22 protein-coding genes are annotated in these 19,752 nt (G+C 51.8%); 6 read left to right on the forward strand and 16 right to left on the reverse strand.

Annotated elements, in window-relative coordinates; genetic code table 11:
• Positions 1 to 21 precede the first annotated feature (21 nt).
• Genes B9G79_RS15585 through B9G79_RS15600 form a run of 4 tightly spaced genes read right to left on the reverse strand, consistent with a single transcriptional unit; the run spans position 22 to position 3,929 of the window.
• Entirely contained in the window at positions 22 to 1,191 is a 1,170-nt protein-coding gene (locus tag B9G79_RS15585; RefSeq protein ID WP_232468782.1) for a hypothetical protein, read from the reverse strand.
• Positions 1,169 to 1,933 carry a class I SAM-dependent methyltransferase gene (locus B9G79_RS15590; RefSeq protein ID WP_232468784.1) on the reverse strand — a complete coding sequence of 255 codons (765 nt, stop codon included), beginning with the start codon at positions 1,931 to 1,933 and terminating at the stop codon, positions 1,169 to 1,171. Before B9G79_RS15590 ends, B9G79_RS15585 begins: the two co-directional genes overlap by 23 nt.
• Positions 1,909 to 2,976 (reverse strand): prenyltransferase, encoded by a 1,068-nt coding sequence (locus B9G79_RS15595; protein ID WP_088566314.1) that lies wholly within the window; start codon positions 2,974 to 2,976, stop codon positions 1,909 to 1,911. The genes B9G79_RS15590 and B9G79_RS15595 overlap by 25 nt, the downstream gene beginning before the upstream one ends.
• Positions 2,973 to 3,929 carry a polyprenyl synthetase family protein gene (locus B9G79_RS15600; RefSeq protein WP_088566315.1) on the reverse strand — a complete coding sequence of 319 codons (957 nt, stop codon included), beginning with the start codon at positions 3,927 to 3,929 and terminating at the stop codon, positions 2,973 to 2,975. The genes B9G79_RS15595 and B9G79_RS15600 overlap by 4 nt, the downstream gene beginning before the upstream one ends.
• A 92-nt stretch (positions 3,930 to 4,021) precedes the next feature.
• On the opposite strand from B9G79_RS15600, the gene B9G79_RS15605 reads away from it, so the two are divergent.
• The 3 genes from B9G79_RS15605 (at position 4,022) to B9G79_RS15615 (ending at position 5,686) form a co-directional block, all read left to right on the forward strand.
• Complete coding sequence (locus B9G79_RS15605; RefSeq protein ID WP_088566316.1) at positions 4,022 to 4,450, forward strand: acyl-CoA thioesterase; 429 nt, start codon at positions 4,022 to 4,024, stop codon at positions 4,448 to 4,450.
• A gap of 10 nt (positions 4,451 to 4,460) precedes the next feature.
• Positions 4,461 to 4,916: a YkgJ family cysteine cluster protein gene (locus B9G79_RS15610; RefSeq protein ID WP_088566317.1), complete on the forward strand. Its 456-nt coding sequence runs from the start codon at positions 4,461 to 4,463 to the stop codon at positions 4,914 to 4,916.
• A 155-nt stretch (positions 4,917 to 5,071) separates the two neighbouring features.
• Positions 5,072 to 5,686 (forward strand): L,D-transpeptidase family protein, encoded by a 615-nt coding sequence (locus B9G79_RS15615; protein WP_088566318.1) that lies wholly within the window; start codon positions 5,072 to 5,074, stop codon positions 5,684 to 5,686.
• 34 nt (positions 5,687 to 5,720) lie between these two features.
• On the opposite strand, the gene B9G79_RS15620 is transcribed toward B9G79_RS15615, so the two are convergent.
• Positions 5,721 to 6,386 (reverse strand): hypothetical protein, encoded by a 666-nt coding sequence (locus tag B9G79_RS15620; RefSeq protein WP_088566319.1) that lies wholly within the window; start codon positions 6,384 to 6,386, stop codon positions 5,721 to 5,723.
• Positions 6,387 to 6,539: 153 nt separating this feature from the next.
• Between B9G79_RS15620 and B9G79_RS15625 the strand changes: the two genes are divergently transcribed.
• Complete coding sequence (locus tag B9G79_RS15625) at positions 6,540 to 8,459, forward strand: hypothetical protein (RefSeq protein WP_232468786.1); 1,920 nt, start codon at positions 6,540 to 6,542, stop codon at positions 8,457 to 8,459.
• Here B9G79_RS15625 and B9G79_RS15630 read toward each other — a convergent pair whose 3' ends face one another.
• From B9G79_RS15630 to menA, 4 genes are read right to left on the reverse strand one after another with little or no spacing between them, the layout of a single operon-like run.
• Positions 8,460 to 8,777: a (2Fe-2S) ferredoxin domain-containing protein gene (locus B9G79_RS15630; RefSeq protein WP_015089717.1), complete on the reverse strand. Its 318-nt coding sequence runs from the start codon at positions 8,775 to 8,777 to the stop codon at positions 8,460 to 8,462.
• Positions 8,774 to 9,937 carry an AMP-binding protein gene (locus tag B9G79_RS15635; RefSeq protein WP_088566321.1) on the reverse strand — a complete coding sequence of 388 codons (1,164 nt, stop codon included), beginning with the start codon at positions 9,935 to 9,937 and terminating at the stop codon, positions 8,774 to 8,776. Before B9G79_RS15635 ends, B9G79_RS15630 begins: the two co-directional genes overlap by 4 nt.
• Positions 9,913 to 10,905 carry an o-succinylbenzoate synthase MenC gene (gene menC / locus B9G79_RS15640; protein WP_088566322.1) on the reverse strand — a complete coding sequence of 331 codons (993 nt, stop codon included), beginning with the start codon at positions 10,903 to 10,905 and terminating at the stop codon, positions 9,913 to 9,915. The genes B9G79_RS15635 and menC overlap by 25 nt, the downstream gene beginning before the upstream one ends.
• Complete coding sequence (gene menA, locus B9G79_RS15645; RefSeq protein ID WP_232468788.1) at positions 10,902 to 11,789, reverse strand: 1,4-dihydroxy-2-naphthoate octaprenyltransferase; 888 nt, start codon at positions 11,787 to 11,789, stop codon at positions 10,902 to 10,904. Before menA ends, menC begins: the two co-directional genes overlap by 4 nt.
• Before the next feature lie 101 nt (positions 11,790 to 11,890).
• On the opposite strand from menA, the gene B9G79_RS15650 reads away from it, so the two are divergent.
• Both B9G79_RS15650 and B9G79_RS15655 read left to right on the forward strand, forming a co-directional pair.
• Positions 11,891 to 13,129: a DNA recombination protein RmuC gene (locus tag B9G79_RS15650; RefSeq protein ID WP_088566324.1), complete on the forward strand. Its 1,239-nt coding sequence runs from the start codon at positions 11,891 to 11,893 to the stop codon at positions 13,127 to 13,129.
• A gap of 107 nt (positions 13,130 to 13,236) precedes the next feature.
• On the forward strand, positions 13,237 to 14,187 hold the full coding sequence (locus B9G79_RS15655) for a hypothetical protein (RefSeq protein ID WP_088566325.1): 951 nt from the start codon (positions 13,237 to 13,239) through the stop codon (positions 14,185 to 14,187).
• A gap of 67 nt (positions 14,188 to 14,254) precedes the next feature.
• Here the strand turns inward: B9G79_RS15655 and fliW are convergent, their stop codons facing one another.
• The 7 genes from fliW to B9G79_RS15690 form a co-directional block, all read right to left on the reverse strand.
• Positions 14,255 to 14,782, reverse strand: coding sequence for a flagellar assembly protein FliW (gene fliW, locus B9G79_RS15660; protein ID WP_011163118.1), 528 nt, complete (start codon positions 14,780 to 14,782; stop codon positions 14,255 to 14,257).
• Positions 14,783 to 15,047: 265 nt separating this feature from the next.
• On the reverse strand, positions 15,048 to 15,275 hold the full coding sequence (gene csrA, locus B9G79_RS15665) for a carbon storage regulator CsrA (RefSeq protein WP_038451346.1): 228 nt from the start codon (positions 15,273 to 15,275) through the stop codon (positions 15,048 to 15,050).
• A 60-nt stretch (positions 15,276 to 15,335) separates the two neighbouring features.
• Complete coding sequence (gene flgL / locus B9G79_RS15670; protein WP_232468790.1) at positions 15,336 to 16,421, reverse strand: flagellar hook-associated protein FlgL; 1,086 nt, start codon at positions 16,419 to 16,421, stop codon at positions 15,336 to 15,338.
• 3 nt (positions 16,422 to 16,424) lie between these two features.
• Positions 16,425 to 17,834: a flagellar hook-associated protein FlgK gene (gene flgK / locus B9G79_RS15675; protein WP_088566327.1), complete on the reverse strand. Its 1,410-nt coding sequence runs from the start codon at positions 17,832 to 17,834 to the stop codon at positions 16,425 to 16,427.
• 87 nt (positions 17,835 to 17,921) lie between these two features.
• Complete coding sequence (locus tag B9G79_RS15680; RefSeq protein ID WP_226987973.1) at positions 17,922 to 18,443, reverse strand: flagellar protein FlgN; 522 nt, start codon at positions 18,441 to 18,443, stop codon at positions 17,922 to 17,924.
• A 155-nt stretch (positions 18,444 to 18,598) separates the two neighbouring features.
• Entirely contained in the window at positions 18,599 to 18,928 is a 330-nt protein-coding gene (gene flgM, locus B9G79_RS15685; RefSeq protein ID WP_011163114.1) for a flagellar biosynthesis anti-sigma factor FlgM, read from the reverse strand.
• 82 nt (positions 18,929 to 19,010) lie between these two features.
• The gene (locus B9G79_RS15690; protein ID WP_088566328.1) at positions 19,011 to 19,718 is read right to left on the reverse strand and encodes a rod-binding protein; all 708 of its coding nucleotides are present in this window, start codon (positions 19,716 to 19,718) and stop codon (positions 19,011 to 19,013) included.
• Positions 19,719 to 19,752: the final 34 nt, after the last annotated feature.

The raw sequence follows: 19,752 nt of genomic DNA on the forward strand, positions 1-19,752 counted from the left end.
CGGCTTATATTAAATTCTTTTTTACGCCCAGTCGTGAAGGAACAGATTCAGTTGTTCTTCTTCGGCCTTTAGTCGGGCTTGAATGTGTTCGGGCACCTGCCCTTCTTTCAAACTTCCTAACCCCTGAAGGTGATAGCGGATCTCGCTGTGTCGTTTGTGGACTTTCTCGCGGGCCCAGGTCATCACTGTGGATGACAAAAGCTCCCAGCGCTTCCAGGTCGGTCCGAAATAGCGGGAAGCCTGCATTTCATCGACTTTCGCGTTACCCCCGAAATGACCCCAGATCATCTGGGCCACAAACTGCACGGTCAAAATCAAAGCAAACAGCAAAACGAACTGCAGAGTCTTATCCTGAGCCCCCGCCGTGCCCGTGGTGAAGCCCAAATTCAGGAAGGTGCGCACCTCACCTGCGACCATCATTCCCAAAAACGCCCCGCTGGCCGAGACCATCGCAAACTGAGAACCGACGCGACGGCATTCCTGATTCAAAGACCGGCTTTGCCACCAGAAGAAGATCATGCGACCCACGCGCTCCCCCGCAACCAGCCCCAGAGCCGCGTTGAAAGAGATGGTGTTGGTTAATAGCAACCCCAAAGCCAACGCCAGGGACCAGAACTCCAGTTGCACAATCAAACTGATCAAAGCTGCCAGACAGAACAAGGCAATGACCGTCGGAAAGCGCCCATCGGCCAGGAAATAAGCCAGCTCACTTTGTCCCAGGGTCGTCATCAGAATACTGGCGTTGCGAAGCATGGATTCGCCCCCGACCAGGAACAGGCCTGTGCCCAGAACCCAGCCCAGAATGTTTTTCACCTGCACGGACATGAACACAGTCAGCAGCCCGACACCGGCCAGCCCCAGCAGGAAGTTTCCGTTGAAGCTCATGAACAGCAGCCCCAAAATCAGCACCCACCATGCACCGAGCGTGCTGAGACACATCAGCAAAACACTGGGACGAGTTCCCAAAACACGCAGATTCAAAAGCGCCAAACCAGAATACAAAGATTTTTGCGGGGATGCTTCCAGCACCACCACATCCACAGCGCGGATGAACATTTTTCCGAGAGTTGTTTCCAACCCCTTTTCCAGAAAGCTTTTTTGCAGGTTTGAGAAAACCACCGCCACGTACTTTTGGGAAAGATAAAGCCCCAGCAACATCAATACAAAACTACCCAACCACATAAGTATCATAGCGAACCACCTTTCCCTCGTAAGAATGACGAACACCCGGCAAAAGCTCTTCGGCCTGCATCGGGCGCTTCACCACCACGCGCTTCACCGGCCAGGTCAGGGCCTCTTGCAAAACCAGACTGGCGTCGTCGTCGTGACCGACCAGATCACGGAAGACCACCATTTCCTGCTTGGGAAGTGCGGATTTCTTTTTGTGCGGATACATCGGATCAAAATAAATGGCGTCCACTTCAAGCAGACCCTTGTTCTGTTTCAAAAACTGCAGGCTGTCGGCAAAGTGCAGTTCATAGGACTTCAGATAGTCCTTTTGGGTGCGCGCGAAGGCCTCTTTCAAAAGAGCATACAGCACCGGTGAGCGCTCGACCCCAATCACGGTGAATCCCAACTGGGTCAAAAACACACTGTCGATCCCCATACCTACCGAAAGATCCAAAACCCGGCGCGCCCCTTTGGCAACCCCCAGCGCTTTGGCGATCAATTCGTTTTTTCCCCGGTGCCCTTTGCGTTCGTAGTCCAGATGGTTTTTATCGAAATCAATTTCAAGCAGGCGCTTTTCCTGATCGCGCACAAACACGCCCTCAGGTTCGACAAAGAAATGAAAGAAGTATTGTTCGGGATTTTCAGGATTCAGCGGTGCCTTCAGAAAAGACGCCCACTCGACAGCCTTGTCGTGGACTTCCGGAGCGGAAGCCCGAACACAAATGCGAAGGCCGCCGTCTAGCGAAGCAGGTACCAAAGACACTCAAAAACCCACATGCCAATGGCGATCAGGAACAAGTAGAAACCGGAGCGGAACACCTTGCGCATCTCGCTGCCCACAGGGCTTGAAATGTTTTTCAGTTTATAGATGAAGCCCACGGACGCAAAAGCCAGAACCACCGTCAGATAAACGCCCCAGTAAAAACCGGCGTAGTTCAGATGGTAAACCAGATTGAAGATCAGGAACAAAATCCACCAGCCGGCAATCAGGCGGCGGGCCTTGTCAAACCCCAGCCAGTTCACGGTGTTGGTGAAACCCGCCTGACTGCTCGGGAAGATATTCATGAAGTTTCTCAGGTGCACGACGAACAGCACCAGCCAACCCCACACGCAGCCCAGCCAGAAGGCTTCGACGTCACCAGGAACACCCATTGCGATCTGGAAGCCCACAGTCAACAAAGGCCCCAGCATCACAAAAAGAGCAAACTCGCCCCCGATACGGTACTTGAATGAGTTCTGTTTTTTAAACTGAGCCCACAACCCCACCGTCAAACTGACAGCAAAGATCCCCGCCAGTTGCGGGAAAGCAAACACCAGCGGCACCGCGCAGACCAAAGCCATGAAAAGGAAGAACGAAGACAGATGTTTAACCTGAGCAGCCGTGATCCAGCCATTTTGAATGGCGCGACTGCCGGAACGCTCCAGCACGCGGTCAACACCCTTCATGTGGTCCATGTAGTCGTTGCGCAGGTTGATGGAAATAAACGCCAGCAAGACCCCAATCGTCGCGATCGCCGTGGTCACCGGATCCTGCATGGTGTGGTCATCAATATTCTTGGTCAGAATCAAAAACAGCGGCAGGAAAATCAGAAGGAAGGTGCGCACCTTGTATACTTGAGCAAGCTTCGCCCACAAAGAGGGCTTCGCGATTTCACTCAAAGGAAGAACACGAAACGTCACCAGCTCGGAAGCGGAATTGACGTTCAGGGTCTGCTGCGGCAGAGCCCGGTGAGTTTTGGAGAATGTCCCCAGCAAGTAGGATTCAAACTTCGCGTCTTTTTTGGAAAGCGTGATCAGTTCACTCACGAAGGTTTCCTTCTCCAGTACAGAATCTCGGTCAGCGGGCGCAATTGATCAATCAGCTTTTCTTCGCCCGGCTTCAACAGGGACTTCAGACGTTCCAGATGGTGATCATACATTTTGATCAGGCCGCGGTTGATCTCGTCGAATTCCGCCAGCTTCTGATCAAAGCGTGCTTTGCCTCCGACGTTTTCGTAGTACTGCTCCAAAGTTTTGGATTTCACAATGTGATCAATTTCATGTCGAGTGGCCCCGGCACACATGAACGCCCCGAAGGAATTCAGGTAACCAGATTTCAAATCACCCAGAATGGCTTTGCCTTCGTCGTTACGGATGTCGTAATCCAGAAGGTCATCACTGCGCTGGAACAACTGTCCCAGCAGTGTGCCCATCTCAGAAAGAATGTTGTGCAGTTCTTCGTCGTAGCGTTCCTGCGCGATGAACGGCGCACGGATGCACCACTTGAACAGACTTGCCGTTTTCAGATTATGAATGCGATCCAGTTGTTCCATGGTGACGAAAAAATCACCCACCACAGAATCCTGCAGCCATTCACCTTCCAACAGATCAGAAATCACTTCCGCGGTGTACTGAACCAGCTTGATGTTGCCGTGACCGGACAGATTCACCATCACACGCGCCAACAGATAGTCGCCGGCCAGAACTGCGTACTCGGGCGTGTATTTCAGCCACGCGGCCGTTTTACCACGGCGAAGGTGAGAACGATCGATCAGATCATCATGAAGCAAAGAAGCATTGTGAATAAATTCAATGGTCTGGGACAAAAGCAGCTCAGTTTTGGGTTCAATACCCAGGTGAGCGGACATCATGCGGATCAATTTTGCGCGGAAGCCTTTGCCGCCGGAAAACAGGTCGTCATAAAGCTTGTTCAGCTTTGGCAGGTACGCCGGAAAATCCTTTGGATCATAGACTTTAAGATCAATGACGCTGCGTTGCAATTTTAACTCCTGAAGAGGTCGAATAGTCCCGCTAACTTCGCGATTTATCTGCTTGCTGTCAAGGGCTTCAAGGCCGTAAAGTCCGAGACATTATGAATAAAGTCTTTCGCACGAAAAAGACCATCACCTTCAGGGACGCCGACCCTGCGGGAATCATGTTTTTTGGAAATATTTTTGGTTTCGCCCACGATGCATTTGAAGAATTCATCGTCGACGCCGGCTATACCTGGAACGAGTGGTTTGGCAGCCGTGATCTGCTGATTCCCCTGCGCCACACAGAATCCAACTTTCTGGCGCCGTTCATCCCGGGAGAAACCTATGAAGTGAGTGTGGCGGTCGCCAGTTTTGGCGAGACTTCCTTCAAAATGAAGTACGTCTTCACTCAAAAAGACAAAACTCACGCCGTCGTCACCATGGTTCATGCTCTGGTGGATGGAAAGACAAAACAAAAGACGACTTTGCCGTCGTTGATGAAATCCCGTCTGGAACCTTATCTGGAATCCACCGGTCAGGGCTGCTAGAGGAGCGCACATGGAAGAATTCAAATTCACTGGAAAAGAATGGTGGCGTGAAGGCGTTCGTTTCGAATGCACCGGTTCCGGCAAATGCTGCACTTCCCACGGGGAATACGGTTTTGTGTACCTGAGCCTTGAAGACCGCCAGCGTTTTGCCAAACACCTGAAAATGCGCACCGGTGACTTCACCCGCAAATACTGCGATATGACCGGCGGCATCTGGCACCTGAAAGAAGACCCGAAAAACCCGGATTGCATGTTCCTGAAAGGCAAAGGCTGCAGCGTCTATGAGGCCCGCCCGACCCAATGCCGAACCTGGCCGTTCTGGCCCGAGGTTATGAACGCCAAATCCTGGGCCAAGGACGTCAAAGCCTTCTGCCCCGGCGTGGGTAAAGGCCCTGTCATCCCAGCCGAGCGTATCGAGCAACAAATCCGCGAACAAATCAAAAGCGAACAGGGCTGGGGCCGCTAGTCGGCAGTCGCCGGCAGAGCTGGAGGCCCGGCAGGGCCGCAAGCTGAAGCAGCAGCTGTCTAGTCCCTAGACAGTCAGGCATTTCTTACCGTTATCCAGCAAATTCCACCATTGCAATTCTCAGAAGTGAGGTCCCTTGTGTTACAAAGGACCTCATGAAAAAACTCATCTTCCCCCTTATTGCTTTGACGCTTGTTTCCCTGCAGTCTTTTGCCGGTTCCAAAGCCACGGACCGTTCTTACAAGTACTGCGATGACATGACCCAAATCGACAAGCTGCTGGATCGCAGTCGTGAATCCGTGGAGCGCATCCAGCGCGAAGGTTTGAATATTGAGCGTATCGTGGTTTCCAAAGACAAACGCCAGTTGTACCTGATTTCTGGTGAAACCTTGCTAAGAACTTACACGGTGGCATTCGGCTGGAACTTTATCGGTCACAAACAGTTCCAGGGTGACGGCAAAACTCCGGAAGGCATCTATTCCATCGATTATAAAAATCCAAAGAGCCAGTTCACCAAGTCCCTGCATGTGGACTATCCGAACAAAGCAGACATCGCTTATGCAAAATCCCAGGGTAAAGACCCAGGTGGCGACATCATGATTCACGGTCTGCCATCCAACCCACAGAAATACGAGCGCATCAGCAAAATTCACCCGTATGACTGGACACTGGGTTGCATCGCCGTGACCAACAAAGAAATCGAAGAGATCTACGCACTCGTAAAAGAAAGAACCCTGGTCGAAGTCTGCAAAATCAGCCCCGCCAAGTAAGACTTTTCACAATAACCGAGCAGCTGAAGGCCGTTCAAAAAGGCTCAGCTGCAAGGCGATACTTGCGCTGCACCCCTTCAAGACAAGACAGCTTCCCCGCATCATCAAAGACCCTCTCACACATCAGCACCTCCTCGCGCACAATAAACTTGTTACGAAGCTTTCCCAGACACTGAATCTTTTCGTCATCACTAAAACGATCCGCACAAAAACCAACAGCTTCCGCCGTGAACAATTCTGCGGCTGACATCTCGTTCAGGCAACGGCGCTTGTCTTCATCATAAAAGAAGGACTGACACAAGCGCGATGCCGCCTGCAACCCCGGACGGGCATCCACTTTCAAACGCGTGCGGTACGGGAAAGGCCTTTGAATTTCGGCAAGGCACCGGGCCTTTTCGTCATCAAAAGTCAGCGACTCACACACGTCCACTTCCTCGGGGCGAATATCACGATTCACCACACCCGCCAGACAGTTCACGCGGTCAGAATCAAAATTCTGATGACGACAAATTGGCAAAGCCTCTTTGCTCACCCAGTTCGCGCCGCTTTCCAGACGCACGCAGCGGGGGATTTCGTTGTCATCTTCGATGCTCGCGCAAAACTGCAGCGCCGCCTGCAACCCGGGAACCGGATCAGGAATCGGGATCGAATAGGCAGGAACCGAAACCAACATCAGAGCGAAAAGTACCATCTGTTTCATAGCGAGACCTCGTCCCTACTATGTCCGTTTATATGAGGGGACTCAAGGATTGTAAGCTCAGAATGATGCGGCAATCTTACATCCGACAAAACTTGGTAAAGATTCTCAGTTTGAATCTTTAGGGGTCCACTGGACCTGTCGATGAGTAAGGTCATGATGGACGTAAGTGGCAAGAATCTCATAGTTTTTATCCTGACAGTCTTTGCGCTGACTGGGTGTAAAGAGCCCGAGATGCAGCTTTCAACCCTGGGTAAGAAGCTTCCGGCTCCTTCCCTTAAGGGCAACAGTCCGTTTGAACAGGACTTCGATGCCCAGAACTATGCCCGCGTGCAGGGAAGCTGCGACTCCCGTGTAGGCACCATTCTGGTCAGCTTTGATAAAAGCATTTGGCATCAGCCGCCTTCATCCCCGGACCTGACAGACACGGCTTTGGCCGCTGGCCTTACCAATGATTCAGACTGCTCTGACGGCAGCTTTGATATTTATCTGACCAAGAATGACCTGCAAAATATCTGGGGCATCACCACCGGTTCTTCCGGCAGCGATGTGGATTATATCTATATCAAAGGTTCTTCGGTGATCGGTGACACGGAAACACTCACCCTGGTGGATGGCGACGCCAACACCCCAGGAAACGGATCCAATTCCGGAGCGGCGGCCGTTGTGGTTCTTGAGAAAAGCTGGCCACGCGGGTTTGCAGGATCGAATCAGTGCGGCTCATTCTCGGTTTTCCTTAACACCGAAAATGGTCAACGCGCGATCCATTCTGCAGATGTGACTTTCCAGCTTAGCAAATCGGCAGGAGGCTCCACTTACAGCGGTATCACCGCCTACAAAACCTGGAGCGACTGTCAAAGTGATACGAACACAACAGACACCTTCACCATCCCGGCGACAGCGGGCTATACAGAAATCTATTATCGTTTCCCATCGACGCCAATTGACGGAACTCTGAGCTTTAAAGTCATCAACACTTCGGCCCTGCGTGCAAGCACAACTGCGGCAGATGTGACACTCAGAAATTCAGAGGCCTCATCCAGCTATCGCTGGTTGGCACTGGACGAGCACATTTCCCAGATCTACAAGAACATCTGCTATCCGTTCCGCTTAAGATCCAACAACTATAACAACAGCAGTGCTTACGATCAGTTCGGCGGCACTCTGGATGTGGCGGCAAGCGATGCCCGTCTGAAATTCTATTCCGATGCCTCCTGCGGCACAGTGACCTCCAGCTACACTTTCAGCAGCTATAATCCCTTGATTACCGGCTACATTAAATTCTCGGACGCGACCTCCTCTGACACGATGACCTCGGTCAGCGTGAGTGTCACGGGCGCCACCGGCAACAGCTATAGCTATGACACCCTTCCTCTGAACTTCCGTGTGGATATGAGCAGCAAGTCTATTGCTGCGAAGCTGGACTTGTGGGGACCGCGCGATATCGGTAACGGCTATTGCAATGCCTATAACGTCGTGACCATGAACGCCAACGGCACCATGCTGCCGGTCAACGGGGACCTGACCGTGAATCTTGCCACGCAGGAAAGTAATTTGGGCCAGTTCTTTACTGATGAATCCTGCTCAACCCCGGCAACCACGGCGATCGTAGCCAAGAACACCGCCCTTAAAAAGGTGTACTTCCGTGCAGCCGCCGCCAATGCGGGAACTTATCATTTCAATGTGAATGCGGCGGGATTAACGAACCATACGCCGATTATGAACATCAGCACTCCGGCTGTGCAGTTCAAGCTGGCGCCATTTGATATGCAGGCTGGTGCGTGCAAACCGCTTTCTATCGGGGTTGCGGATGCCGCGGGCATCTTCCGCATCGCCACTCAAAGTCACGCCACGACAGTGTCTATCGGACTGTCGCCGGATCCGGGCGCCAATGTTGTCTTTACTGATCCAAACTGCAGTGCCCCTTTCGCAGGCAGCACAGTCACAATTTCAAGTGGAATGGGCGCAGCAGTTTTGTACATTCAAACCGCCGGCATGGCCGGAAAAACCCTGAATGTCACCGTCTATGGTTCAGGCGGACTGTCGGGCACCAGCCTGACCGGAACCCTTCAATAACTATTTGATCTTTTCGTGCAGGTGCTTCAGAAGCTTTTCGCGGTCCTTTTCAGGATGGATCGCAAAAGTTTCTGTTTCACCTTTGGTGGAGGCAAACGTCACGGCCTGAGTGTCGTCGATGCAAAGATCCAGACAACTGGTTGTCACTACTCGGATCTTGGAACCGTCGCCACTTTCCTTGAATGATTTTTTCAGGAACATTTTCAGATTATCAGCGCTGTTGCCTTCTTCCTCCAGCAACTTGGGGCTGATGGACTTGTGGCACTTCGTGCAGATCAGAACGATGCCTTGGGACCAGGGGTTTTCTTCGCGCTTCATAGTTTTCTCCTCAGCTCCGCCCACAGGATTTTTCCCAAATCACTGCGCGGGATCTCGTTCATATAATAAATTTTACGTGCTTTTTCAAAGGGAAGCACTTTTTCTGAATACAACTGCAGGACTTTGTCCGTGTCAGCTTCCGACAAAAGACTGACCAGATGAATTTCTGCTCCCAGCCTGTCAGAAGGCACATCCAGCAATGTCACCTGAGTCGGCCAGTGCGGATTCAAATACAAAGCGCAGGATTCCAGTACAGAACGCAGTCTTGCCACGTTGGTGGCTTCGCCACCAATCTTGACGTAGTCCTTGCTGCGACCCTCGACCAGCAGATTGCCATTCACAACGGACCCTTTGTCTTCGGTCGTAAACCAGCCATCCGTCGTTTTCGGATCCCACACACGCGAACCCGCTTCGGTATTCTGCGCATAGCAAGTGAACAGGGATTGCGCCCACACTTCCAGATAGCCGCCGTCATTCTGCCGAGCCTTCGCATGAGTCAACAAACCCACGGGTGGGAATTCCTCCTGCATCAGACTGTCCAAGGACGCCGTGGCGATCTGCGAGGCGGTCTCACTCATTCCATAACTGGGCAGAACGGGCCACCCCAGTGCGCGCGCTTTTTTATAAAGATCCACCTCGAAGGCCCCACCGCCAACGACGATCGCTCGCAAAGTGGCCGGCGCCTTCAATCCGTGGGATACCAGATCATAAACTTGCGTCGGAACCAACGCCGACAAAGTGCAGCCTTCAGACACCAGCACATCGTAAAAGTGCTGAACGTCCCAGCGTCCGTCTTTCAGGGCCTTCACCACCCGGGCCCCGCTAAGATGCGCACGAATTTCAATACCCAGGCCCCCCACATGAAAATGCGGCAGCACCTGCGTCCACACATCCTTGGCCGAACTTTGCACATGAAGATTCACGGACCGAGCCGAGGCCATCAGTGCCTGTTTCGACAAAGCCACAAGCTTGGTTGCCGAAATCGAGTTCGCAGTGGAACCGGAGGTCGCAATCCACACATGGCCTTTCAGATTTTTTTCGCTCTGACTTTTTTCAGCAAGTCTGTACAGCGCCTGATAGTCAGCTTCCGGCCAGCGGGGGTTTAGCAGAATTTCATTGGCGTCTGAGTGAAGATCTATCGGACTTTGAGCTGATACCACGTCAGGGCCTCCAGCAATTTATCAAAGCCCACGCCGGTGCCTTTGTTTTTCAAAAGATACGGTCCCTGGGTGGAAAGCTCGGCCGAGAAAGAATCCATCTGGTACAGACGATGAGTCAGACAGCCGGATTCAAGGATCATATCCCCGTACTTGTCTTTTAGCTCCATCGCCACACCCACGGCATGCACCACCCCCACTGGATGATCCATATAGCTGGTCACGGCCAGTTTCAGATTCCACTTCAGGCAGTGGGCCACGGCTTTATCAACATCGGTCTTTGCCGGCTTCACCACAATCACATCAAAAGGCGCGGAAGCAATCTTGCCCCAGGGCACTTTGTCGTACTGATTGTCCAAAGCGATTTTTGCCAGCTTGCGGGCTTCGCCCCAAGCGTGGAAATCAAACGGGAATGGATCTTCGACGTATTCAATCAGCGGTCGCACCGTCAATGGCAGATTCACCATGAACTTTTCAAAAGTCTGCCAGCTTCCCAGGGCGTTGAAATCCAGACGCATGCGCAGGCCCGAAGCGGCAATATGAGTCAGCATGTCTGCTTCTTTTGGCAGATCTCGGCCCATTTTGACTTTGAGGGTGGTATAGCCTTCGTTTTTCAGTCCATCCAGAAATCCGGACTTCAGATCCTGGTAATGAGAAAGCAGATAGTTGTTTTTGATTTTTTCGCCGCCATCAAAGACGTGCTTTTTTTCTTTGCGAAGAAGCGCGTCCCGACGGGCCAGCCAGATGCTTTGCTCAATCTGAGTGGTCATGCGACCCATGCGCAGATCAGATAGCTGTTCTTCCAGGGACAGATCCCCCAGCTCTGGCCACGGATGCAGGTCCGCAAAGCCATACAGCCCGTCATTCCACTCGACCTTCAGCAGAATCCCTTCACGCGCGGTGGCCACTGTTGTGGCATTCAGGGACTGAACAGGCTTCAGAGTGTAGGGGCTGTAGCTGATCTTAATCAAAAGGCAAATCCAATCGCGATAAGAAGTCCAAAGAGCAGATGCAAACCCGCAGCCTGCCCCAGGAATTTATTGTACGCCGGACTTGGTTCCGTGGCGAAAACATTTTTCGTGATCTTCACCGCCAGTGGCAAAGCAAACATCGAAACAATCGCCGCAATCTTGTAACCTTCAAACCACCAGTACAGATTGAGAACAAACGGCAGAAATGCCAAGGCCGCAATCTCCCAACGGGAAAACTGCACGCCAAAACGCACCGCCAGGGTTTTTTTGTTCACCAGACGATCACCACCGTGATCGCGCAGGTTGTTGATCGCAATCAGCACCGTGGCATGCAAACCAATCTGAAGCCCCAAAACAAAGGCTTCAGTCAGCCATTCGCCCGTATTCAGGAACACGATCCCCGTCACCGCCAGCAAACCAAAGAAGATAATCACAAACAAGTCGCCCAAGCCCAGATAAGCCAGCGGGAACGGACCGGCGGTATAGGAATAGCCCATCAGCACCGACGCCACACCAATGGCCACAATCACCCAGCCGCCTTTCAGCACCAACGGCACTCCACAAAGCACGGCCAAAGCAAAACACAATGAACCCAGAAGCATCACCTGATTCGCCGTCAAAATCCCGGCCTGAGTGATGCGCTGAGGACCAATGCGTTTTTCCGTATCCGCGCCTTTTTTAAAGTCCACGGCATCGTTCACCAGATTGGTCCCGATCTGAATCAGGAAAGAAGCCATCAATGCGTAAAACAAAACCCAGCCATCCCAGGAAAGACCAATGGCCTTTACCAGCGCCGTTCCCGCCACACAGGGCACCAGGGCAGCGGTCAGAGTTTTAGGGCGAAAAGCGAGAAGAATACTTTTAATCTGGGTCGCAGAGGTCATTTTGCATCGCATTGTTAAGGGTTAAAATCCAACCTCTTTGTATCAGATTCTTTTCGCGTGACCAAAAGAATTTCTAAGGGCAAAAGAAGGAGGTTTTCCGAATGAAGGGGGTTTTTATGAATGGCATGACTTTAGTGGCTTTTGCTGCCGGCGCGGTGATTTCCGGACTGCTGGTTTATTTCAAGCTGAAAGCGCAATTTGCCTCTGAAAAGTCCCAGTTGGAAGCCGACCTGTCCACGGCGCAGATGAAAAATGATCTTCTTTCACAAAGCCTGTCGGAACAAAAAAACCTGATGGTCGAAACCCGCAAACAGCAGGAAGAGCTGTCCCAGCGCATGAACACCCAGTTTGAGGTGATGGCGCAAAAGATCTTTGAAGAAAAATCCGCCAAGTTCACCGACCAGAATCACAAGAACATCGCTTCTGTGCTAGAGCCACTTAAAGAACGCATCAAGGATTTCGAGAAAAAAGTGGAAGAAACCTATTCCACCGAACGTTCCGAGCGCGGTGTTTTGCGTGGAGAGCTGACCAAGTTGATGGAACTGAACAAAGTCATGTCCGCGGAAACCCAGAACCTGACCAAGGCGCTGAAAGGCGAAGTGAAAACTCAAGGAAACTGGGGTGAACTGATTCTGGAAAACATTCTGGAAAGATCCGGACTGCGCAAAGGTGAAGAGTACGTGATCCAGGGAACAGACATGGATCTGCGTGGCGAAGACGGCCAGATCCTGCGCCCGGATGTGATCGTGAACCTGCCGGATGAAAAGCATCTGATCGTCGATTCCAAAATGACCCTGATCGCCTATGAGCAGTATTCTTCCGCGGAAACCACAGAAGAGCAGGAACGTCTGGGGAAACTGCACATCGATTCCCTGAAAAAGCACATCGACGGTCTTTCCGAAAAGAAATATCACGCTGCTGACAAGCTGATCTCTCCGGACTTTGTGATTTTGTTCATGCCTTTGGAGCCGGCGTTTGCATTGGCCTTCAAACTGAAACCGGAAATCTTCCAGTACGCGTGGGAAAGAAACGTCGCGATCGTCAGTCCGACCACTTTGCTGGCAACCCTAAGAACTGTAGCCGCTTTGTGGAAACAGGATCGCCAGGAAAAGAACGCTTTGGAAATCGCCAAACGCGGCGGCTTGCTGTATGAAAAGTTCGCCGGTCTTTTGAAAGACCTTCAGCACCTGGGTGAAAAACTGGGGGCCGCCCAGAAAGCTCATGAAGATGTTCTGAAAAAAGTTTCTGAAGGACGTGGCAATCTGATCGATCAGGTCGAAGACTTGAAACGTCTGGGTGCCAAGACTGAAAAATCCCTGCCGCAACTGGAACAGGCCTAAAGACCACGGGGCTTGCCTAAGAGCAAAGCCCTTCTTGTTCCGTCGCAGATTTGCTTTGTATTGATTGAGCCCACACCCCTTGAAACTTAGTCTGTTCAAGGGGCCTCATGACACGAAAGAATTTTTTCCTGCTGGGTCTGGCCGTGATTATCGGCGCATCCGTCTGGCTCTATTTTTCCTACAAAGGTATCAAAACCACTCAGGACGCCTTGGTCGAGCAGGCCGAGCGGACCCGCGCCCGTCGTCCCGCCTCTATCCCTGTTGTCGTGTCCGCTCCGCCTGAAAATCGCGCCATCACGGCCACCAAGGCCCGCCTGCAACAGGAAGCCCTGACCCTGCAAGAGCAGCTTCTGGAGGCCAACACAAACCTGCAACAGTCCCAACAGACCCTGGAAAGCCTGCGCGCCCGGCAGCAGGAGGAAAGCCAGGCCCCGACAGCCGACACGTTTTCTTCCGAACTGCAAAACAGCAGCCTGGAACTGCAAAGCTTCATCAGTGAACTGAACTCCTACGACCGTCTGGCCGAAGACATCAATCGCCGGGCAGACGAAGCCCTGCGCCTGCAAAGCAGCCAGGCCCAGGTGGCGCGCAGTCAGATCGATGAAAACATTCGCTCTCAGGAAAACTACATCCGTCAGACTCAGGATGAGATCATTTACTGGCAGCAGAACACCAACGATCTGACGGCCCAACAAACCCGCTTGGAGGATCTGAACAACCTGCTGTTGCAGCAGCAGCAACAACTGGAACTGATGCAAAATGAAAAGCTGCTGCTGTCATCCCAGGCTCTGCAAGGCCCGCAAAGCGTGCAACAGGCCCGCGCCCAGGCCTTGTCGGATCTGGATCAGGATCGCAGCAACCTGCAGGAGGAAATCGCCATCCGCCGCTCCCAGATCCAATCCCTGCAGGAAAATATCTATGAGTCCACCGCCAGTGACTATTCCCTGCGCCGCCAGTTGCTTCAAACCCAGCGCGCAGTCGAACAACAACAGCAGCAGATCCGCCGTCTGGAGTCTTCGTTGATTGAAAAAAACGCCGAGCTGAATGCCTTGGAATAGACAACGGGGGCTAAAATAAAAAAAGGAGCCTCTGGGGCTCCTTTTTCATTTTCTGAATCTTTAAAGATTAAAGTTCAGCGTCGCGAACAACATGCAGCTTGGTCGCCACATCGATGCCCGTGGATTGATTTTTGATTGCGACAGCCGGGTTCTGCACCACACGCTGTTGCAGCTTGGTGAAGATAGGCTCGCGGATAGCCAGGTTGTTATCCTGAAGAACACACTGACGAGCCGTACGGGCTTCGATGTTCACGACAACTGGAGCCTTCAAGTTCGCAGTCATCAAAGTAGGATCATCCGGGATAGTCACGATAGAGAAATAACGGGCTTTGTCCTGAGCCGTCAGTTTCAAAGCTTCCATGTCCCCTTTGGTCAGGGTTGCTTTGTACTGAGGAGCGAACAGTTCAGGCTCAAGAACAGGGAAGGCAATCGCAGGAGCTTCGCAGCTCTGCAACCATGCGAAGATTTCATCATTCGGATCGTCAAGAAGAACGAACTTGCGCAAATCAGCGAAGCCCAACAGGCCTTCGGTGAAAGTCAGAACATCTTCTTGTTTCAGCTCAACTTGGCCGAATCGCGATGTTGAAATGATCATTCATCCTCCCAAAAGGTACTCAGGATTCACCCTTATTTTAGACACACCAAGGCGCTATGATGGTGAATACATGTATAAATCTGGACCTAAATCTAGGGAGACTCAATTAAAATCTAGTAGACTTGACTGGGCGCTTCAGGCTGACAGCGGCCATAGGAAAGAAAAAGACGTCCCTGCCGAGGGGGCGGGTCGATGATTTTAGAAACGAAAAAAGGCCCGGCATCTCTGCCCCAGGCCTTTTTGCTCCCAAGTCTTTTAAAACCTATTATGGTTTCAACAACTTAGCGATATTACGTGTTTTATCGGCATCTGTGGTAGCAGACTGCTGATTTTGATCCTGAATCGCAACGTACACTTCTTCACGGTGGATTTTCGTGTCTTTGGGCGCTTCGATACCTAGGCGGACCTGTTTACCTTTAATTTGAACTACTCTGATTTTGATGTGGTCATCGATAGCGATGCTTTCACCCAACTTCCGTGTGAGAACCAGCATGACAACTCCTTTTGCTGCAGTCGTTATCGGTAGTTTTAAGCGGAACTGTAGGTATTATTTTTATCTTAGAAAGTCAAGAAGGCTTGGCTGAATAAGCTTACCCGACGTTTCGAGAGTCGCTTTCAGGGTGCTATCGGTCTTATTGATATCGGAAATAACCTGGAAAGCATCGGCATCTTCCAACTGAGAAGCCGTTACTTTATTGTCCACCACGGCCTTTTGCAGGGAATCGGTGGTGCTATTGACGGCCATAATTCTGGACCCAACCTCGGATCGAGCCAAAACCACCTGGGAAATAGCCTGATCCAGGGTGTCCAAAGCCTCCTGAACCCCCGCTTTATCGTTGGTTTTAAGGGAAATCTCCAGATTCTTAAGCGTCGAGAACAAATTCACGCCCACAGAGCCTGTGACCGGATCTTGCTTGTCCGAGCGGTTTTGACGGCCAGACTCTGACGCAGGACCTCGCGTGGTCAGGAAGTTAGAGTCCACTTCCTCGTTGATCTGTTGACGCTCGATTTCCTTGTTTTGGAAGTCCTTCAGGGACTCAACATCGGTCGGCGTCTCGTACTGGGCACGAACGATCCCGTCCCCGCCCAAACCACGACCCAGGAAGACTTTACTGCCCGGAAGGTTCATCGCCACGAAGGAGTCCTTCTGGGTCTGAATCTTCATGTCAGCATCATTACCGAAATATTCGCCGGACTGATTGAACGGCGTTGTCTGGGTCTTTTGACCCCCGAAAATATATCTTTCACCCAGCTTGCGGTTCCCGATCTGGATGGACTGGTTGTAGATCTGTTCGATCTCGCTGGCCGTGACCATACGGCTTTCTTCATTACCGCTGGCATCATTCGACTGGCTGACCGCCAGTTCTTTTGCACGCACCAGGATTTCAGTCAGCTCACTCAGGGACTGATCTGAAAACTCCAGGAAACTTCGGGCGTTATTGATGTTTTTGATGAACTGGGTGTTGCCGCGTTCTTCGGTTCTTGCCGTCAGAACACGCGCCGAAGCCAAAGGATCATCCGAAGGCTTGTTGATGCGCTTTTGAGTCGCAGCCTGATTCTGCAAATCAGCCATCTCCGACCGGTTCTTGGTCAGATTCTGGTTTACCTGATTGAAAGACATCTTATCCGCGATTCTCACTCATCACATCCGTTTTAGATTCAGTACTGTATCAAACATTTCGTCGGCGGTTTTGATCAAACGCGCAGACGCATCGTAAGTTTTTTGGAACTCAATCATCTTCGTGGTCTCTTCATCAAGGCTGACGCCGCTGATGCTCTCACGAATATTGGTCAACTGGGACATCACGTTCTTTTGTGACTCCTGGGCCTTCACTGCCCGCTGGGTCACCGCACCGATCTGACCCACCTGAGTGCTGTAGTAATCATCCAATGTGGAGGTGCCACCATCCATCACCTGACGGTATTGCAAAGCCGAGATCACGTTGGCCACGGTGTTATCCCCGGCAGCGCCCGGCTGGGCTCCCGTCGCGATTCTTCCCACATCATTAAAGACTGTCTTGTTCAGACCGATAACCGATGCGGCCCCTTTGACCTGATCTGGCATATCAAAGAACAAAACACCATTACGGCCGCTTTTATCAAACCCCTCGATGTGAGCGGTGTTGACCTCTTTGGCCAGAGTGTACGCCATGTTATCCACATGGGACAAAAGATCCTCGATCACGTGATCACGCACATCCAGAGCGCCACCAATGCGGCCCCCGGTGATCTGCCCGGTGATGTTCGCGGAAGTTGATCCGCTGCCTTCAAAGAAGACTTCAACACGGTCACGGGCATCTGTCTGACGGGCTTTCAGTTCAGAGGAACCGATACCGGAAACCAGAATCGCCGTGCGCCCCGCAGTCACCGTCACCATGCCGTCTTTACCCTCGGCCCAGGAAATGTCGATTTTTTCGCCCAGTTTTTTCAGCAAAAGATCACGACGGTCGCGCTCGTCATTGGCAGGGGTTCCCTGCACCTCAACCATCTGAACCTTTTCGTTCAGGGAGGCGATCTCTTTGGACAACTGGTTGACCTCTTCAACGGTCGTTTTGATCTGACCGTCAAGGTCTTCCTGAACCGCCTTCAACTGACCCACCACGCGACCGAAATCTTTGGTCAGCGCCACCGACGATTCACGCACCATCGTGCGGGAAGCCAGACTTTCAGGGTTGTTGGAAAGTTCACGGAAAGAGTTGAAGAAATCAGTCATGTACTGATTCAAACCCTTGTTATTTTGTTCATTGTAAATCTGCTCTACACGGCTCAGAGCATCCGCACGGGAATCCTGGAAGCCCATGCTCATGCCTTCGCGCTGGATTTGTTTTTCAAGCCATGGATTGTTAACACGGGTAACGACCCCTGCCCGGGCACCCATCCCGATCTGAAGATTTCCTTCAGTGATAGGCGTGTTCGTCTGAAGCTCCACTCTCTGACGAGAGAAGCCTTCAGTCGATTTATTGGCGATGTTATGACCGACCGTTTGCAATGCCGTCTGAGAGTTCATCAGAGAGCGTTTGCCCGTATCCATCATTGCCGAGATTTTAGACATCCTATCCTCATCTCCGGTGGGTTCGTTACTGCTGCTTCAGCCTGCGGGGCTCCGCCCCTTCGGCTCTGCCCGGTCGAGCCGGGGGCCTCAGGCTTCTTTACTTACGAAGTTGCCTGCGACTTGTGGGCCTTGTTTTACCTGGCCCTTGCCTCCGTAAGTTTTCTTGCCGGAAAGCGTGTCTTTGATATTGTTCAAAGCGCCGTTCAATGTCGACAGAGCGGACTTTGTGTATTCTTCGTTATCTTTGTTAATTTCAGTGATGCGTTTGATCAGAATGTCCAGCGCCGCGTGCTGCGTGCGCAGACGGTCTGCGGCTGGAGTGCCGGCAAGTTTCTGCGCAAGCTCCAGCAAACGTGGATTTTCAACATCCGCACCAATCAGCGTCGCCAGTTCCATCGCATAGCGGGAACGCAGGGAATCCTGAGCGCGCAGTTTGAACAGCAACTCTTCTTTCAGTTTGTTGCTTTCATCCAATGCTTCACGATCCGCCTTCAAAAGAATTTCTTTTTCTTTGCGAACGATATCCAGCAGTGAACGGTAGATTTTGGTAAGTTCTTCGAGATTTGATTCTAACTTGTGAAACGCTCTTTCGACTGTTGCATCCATCATCTTCATCATCCTTGATGCCGCCGTGGGCGGTTAAGATTTATGTTCGAGGCAGCTTTTCACTCCGGCTTCGCTGGAGTAGAGCTGCTTCAGCTTCAGGCCCTACCGGGCCTTCAGCTCTGCCCGCTGGGGCGGAGCTCTGTCCGCTGAGGCGGCGACTAAAATTCCAAATGTTCGTCGACCATTTTGTCGGCGATGGCTTTGGCGTCAACTTTGTATTTGCCTTCGTCAATCAAGGCACGGAATTTTGCAACTTTAGCTTCGTCAACATCCGGAGTTGCCAATGCAAGTTCCTTGATGCGTTTTGCTTCTTGTGCACGAGGAGAAAGTTCCACGCGAGAAGATTCGCCAAGATTGGAGGAAGTCAGAACGTCAGCTTTCGCCGCGCCGATATTATCCGCTTTGCCTTTGATACCAGCGGCGTTGTCAGCTCTGGAAGAATCAGTAAGATTCAAATTTTGACCGACTTTATTGTGCGTGATCTTCATCGAGATCCTCCTCCGTCGAAAGAGTGTAAAAACACACTCTTCTGTTCATTCAATAGTATCACAATGGGACAATTACACCAAATCATTCTGAGACAGTTTCTGGTCTAGGTTCACTCTGTGGTTCGATGGTCCAGTAGAGTGATTTCGCCTCTGGACTTAAAAAGCCAAGGGTGTCGCCAGCTTGCAGTTTTTCCCCTGTCGAAACTTTTGACAGTCCGCCTTTGAATACCATCTGACTCTTTAGACCATTGTCGTGACCGATCTCGACCAGGGTCTGGTCATCGGCCAAACTGCGCTTGCCAAGAAGCACGCCATCCCAAGGGGCCTTCACTTCGGAAGCCGCTCCTGGGGCTGATTCAGTGTCGAATCGGTAAGACAGGGCCTGCTTCTTTCCCGGGTGCTGGAATGGCTTCAATGCCAGGTTGCTTTTCTCATCCATGGCCAAAGGTCCTACAGGCTTTGTGACAGGTGCACGCACACCCATGGCCACGCCGAACTTGTTCATCAGCTGATCATAGATCATGTTGGACAAACCGATACCACCGCGTTCGCCCCACTTTTCGACGTACTGGTCGTCTAACTGTTCTCGGAAAATTTTTTCAGCCTGGTTCGACTGGATGAAACCGCCTTCTTTGACGGTCGAGCGCATGGCTTTCATCATCTCCCGCAGGAAATGTTTTTCGTACATGTCAGAAACTTCGCGCAGCTTCTGCTCGGGCGCCTTTTGTTCAGGCCGCCCCATCATACGATTGCCAATGGGTTTAAAACCGCCGGATCCCACATCGCTCATTGCGAGACTCCTAGATCAAAAAAGAAAAAGGTAC

The organism is Bdellovibrio bacteriovorus (assembly GCF_002208115.1).
Taxonomy (GTDB): Bacteria; Bdellovibrionota; Bdellovibrionia; order Bdellovibrionales; family Bdellovibrionaceae; genus Bdellovibrio; species Bdellovibrio bacteriovorus_C.

Coding starts and splice junctions, on each gene's coding strand:
- B9G79_RS15630 (WP_015089717.1), bottom strand. CDS start 8,777: ATGAAGCGCGAAGAAAACCCCTGGTCCCAAGGCATCGTTCTGATCTGC.
- csrA (WP_038451346.1), bottom strand. CDS start 15,275: ATGCTGGTTCTCACACGGAAGTTGGGTGAAAGCATCGCTATCGATGAC.
- B9G79_RS15620 (WP_088566319.1), bottom strand. CDS start 6,386: ATGAAACAGATGGTACTTTTCGCTCTGATGTTGGTTTCGGTTCCTGCC.
- flgK (WP_088566327.1), bottom strand. CDS start 17,834: ATGTCTAAAATCTCGGCAATGATGGATACGGGCAAACGCTCTCTGATG.
- B9G79_RS15650 (WP_088566324.1), top strand. CDS start 11,891: ATGAAGGGGGTTTTTATGAATGGCATGACTTTAGTGGCTTTTGCTGCC.
- B9G79_RS15690 (WP_088566328.1), bottom strand. CDS start 19,718: ATGAGCGATGTGGGATCCGGCGGTTTTAAACCCATTGGCAATCGTATG.
- menA (WP_232468788.1), bottom strand. CDS start 11,789: ATGACCTCTGCGACCCAGATTAAAAGTATTCTTCTCGCTTTTCGCCCT.
- B9G79_RS15610 (WP_088566317.1), top strand. CDS start 4,461: ATGGAAGAATTCAAATTCACTGGAAAAGAATGGTGGCGTGAAGGCGTT.
- fliW (WP_011163118.1), bottom strand. CDS start 14,782: ATGATCATTTCAACATCGCGATTCGGCCAAGTTGAGCTGAAACAAGAA.
- B9G79_RS15605 (WP_088566316.1), top strand. CDS start 4,022: ATGAATAAAGTCTTTCGCACGAAAAAGACCATCACCTTCAGGGACGCC.
- B9G79_RS15625 (WP_232468786.1), top strand. CDS start 6,540: ATGATGGACGTAAGTGGCAAGAATCTCATAGTTTTTATCCTGACAGTC.
- B9G79_RS15585 (WP_232468782.1), bottom strand. CDS start 1,191: ATGATACTTATGTGGTTGGGTAGTTTTGTATTGATGTTGCTGGGGCTT.
- B9G79_RS15615 (WP_088566318.1), top strand. CDS start 5,072: ATGAAAAAACTCATCTTCCCCCTTATTGCTTTGACGCTTGTTTCCCTG.
- flgM (WP_011163114.1), bottom strand. CDS start 18,928: ATGAAGATCACGCACAATAAAGTCGGTCAAAATTTGAATCTTACTGAT.
- B9G79_RS15680 (WP_226987973.1), bottom strand. CDS start 18,443: ATGATGGATGCAACAGTCGAAAGAGCGTTTCACAAGTTAGAATCAAAT.
- B9G79_RS15655 (WP_088566325.1), top strand. CDS start 13,237: ATGACACGAAAGAATTTTTTCCTGCTGGGTCTGGCCGTGATTATCGGC.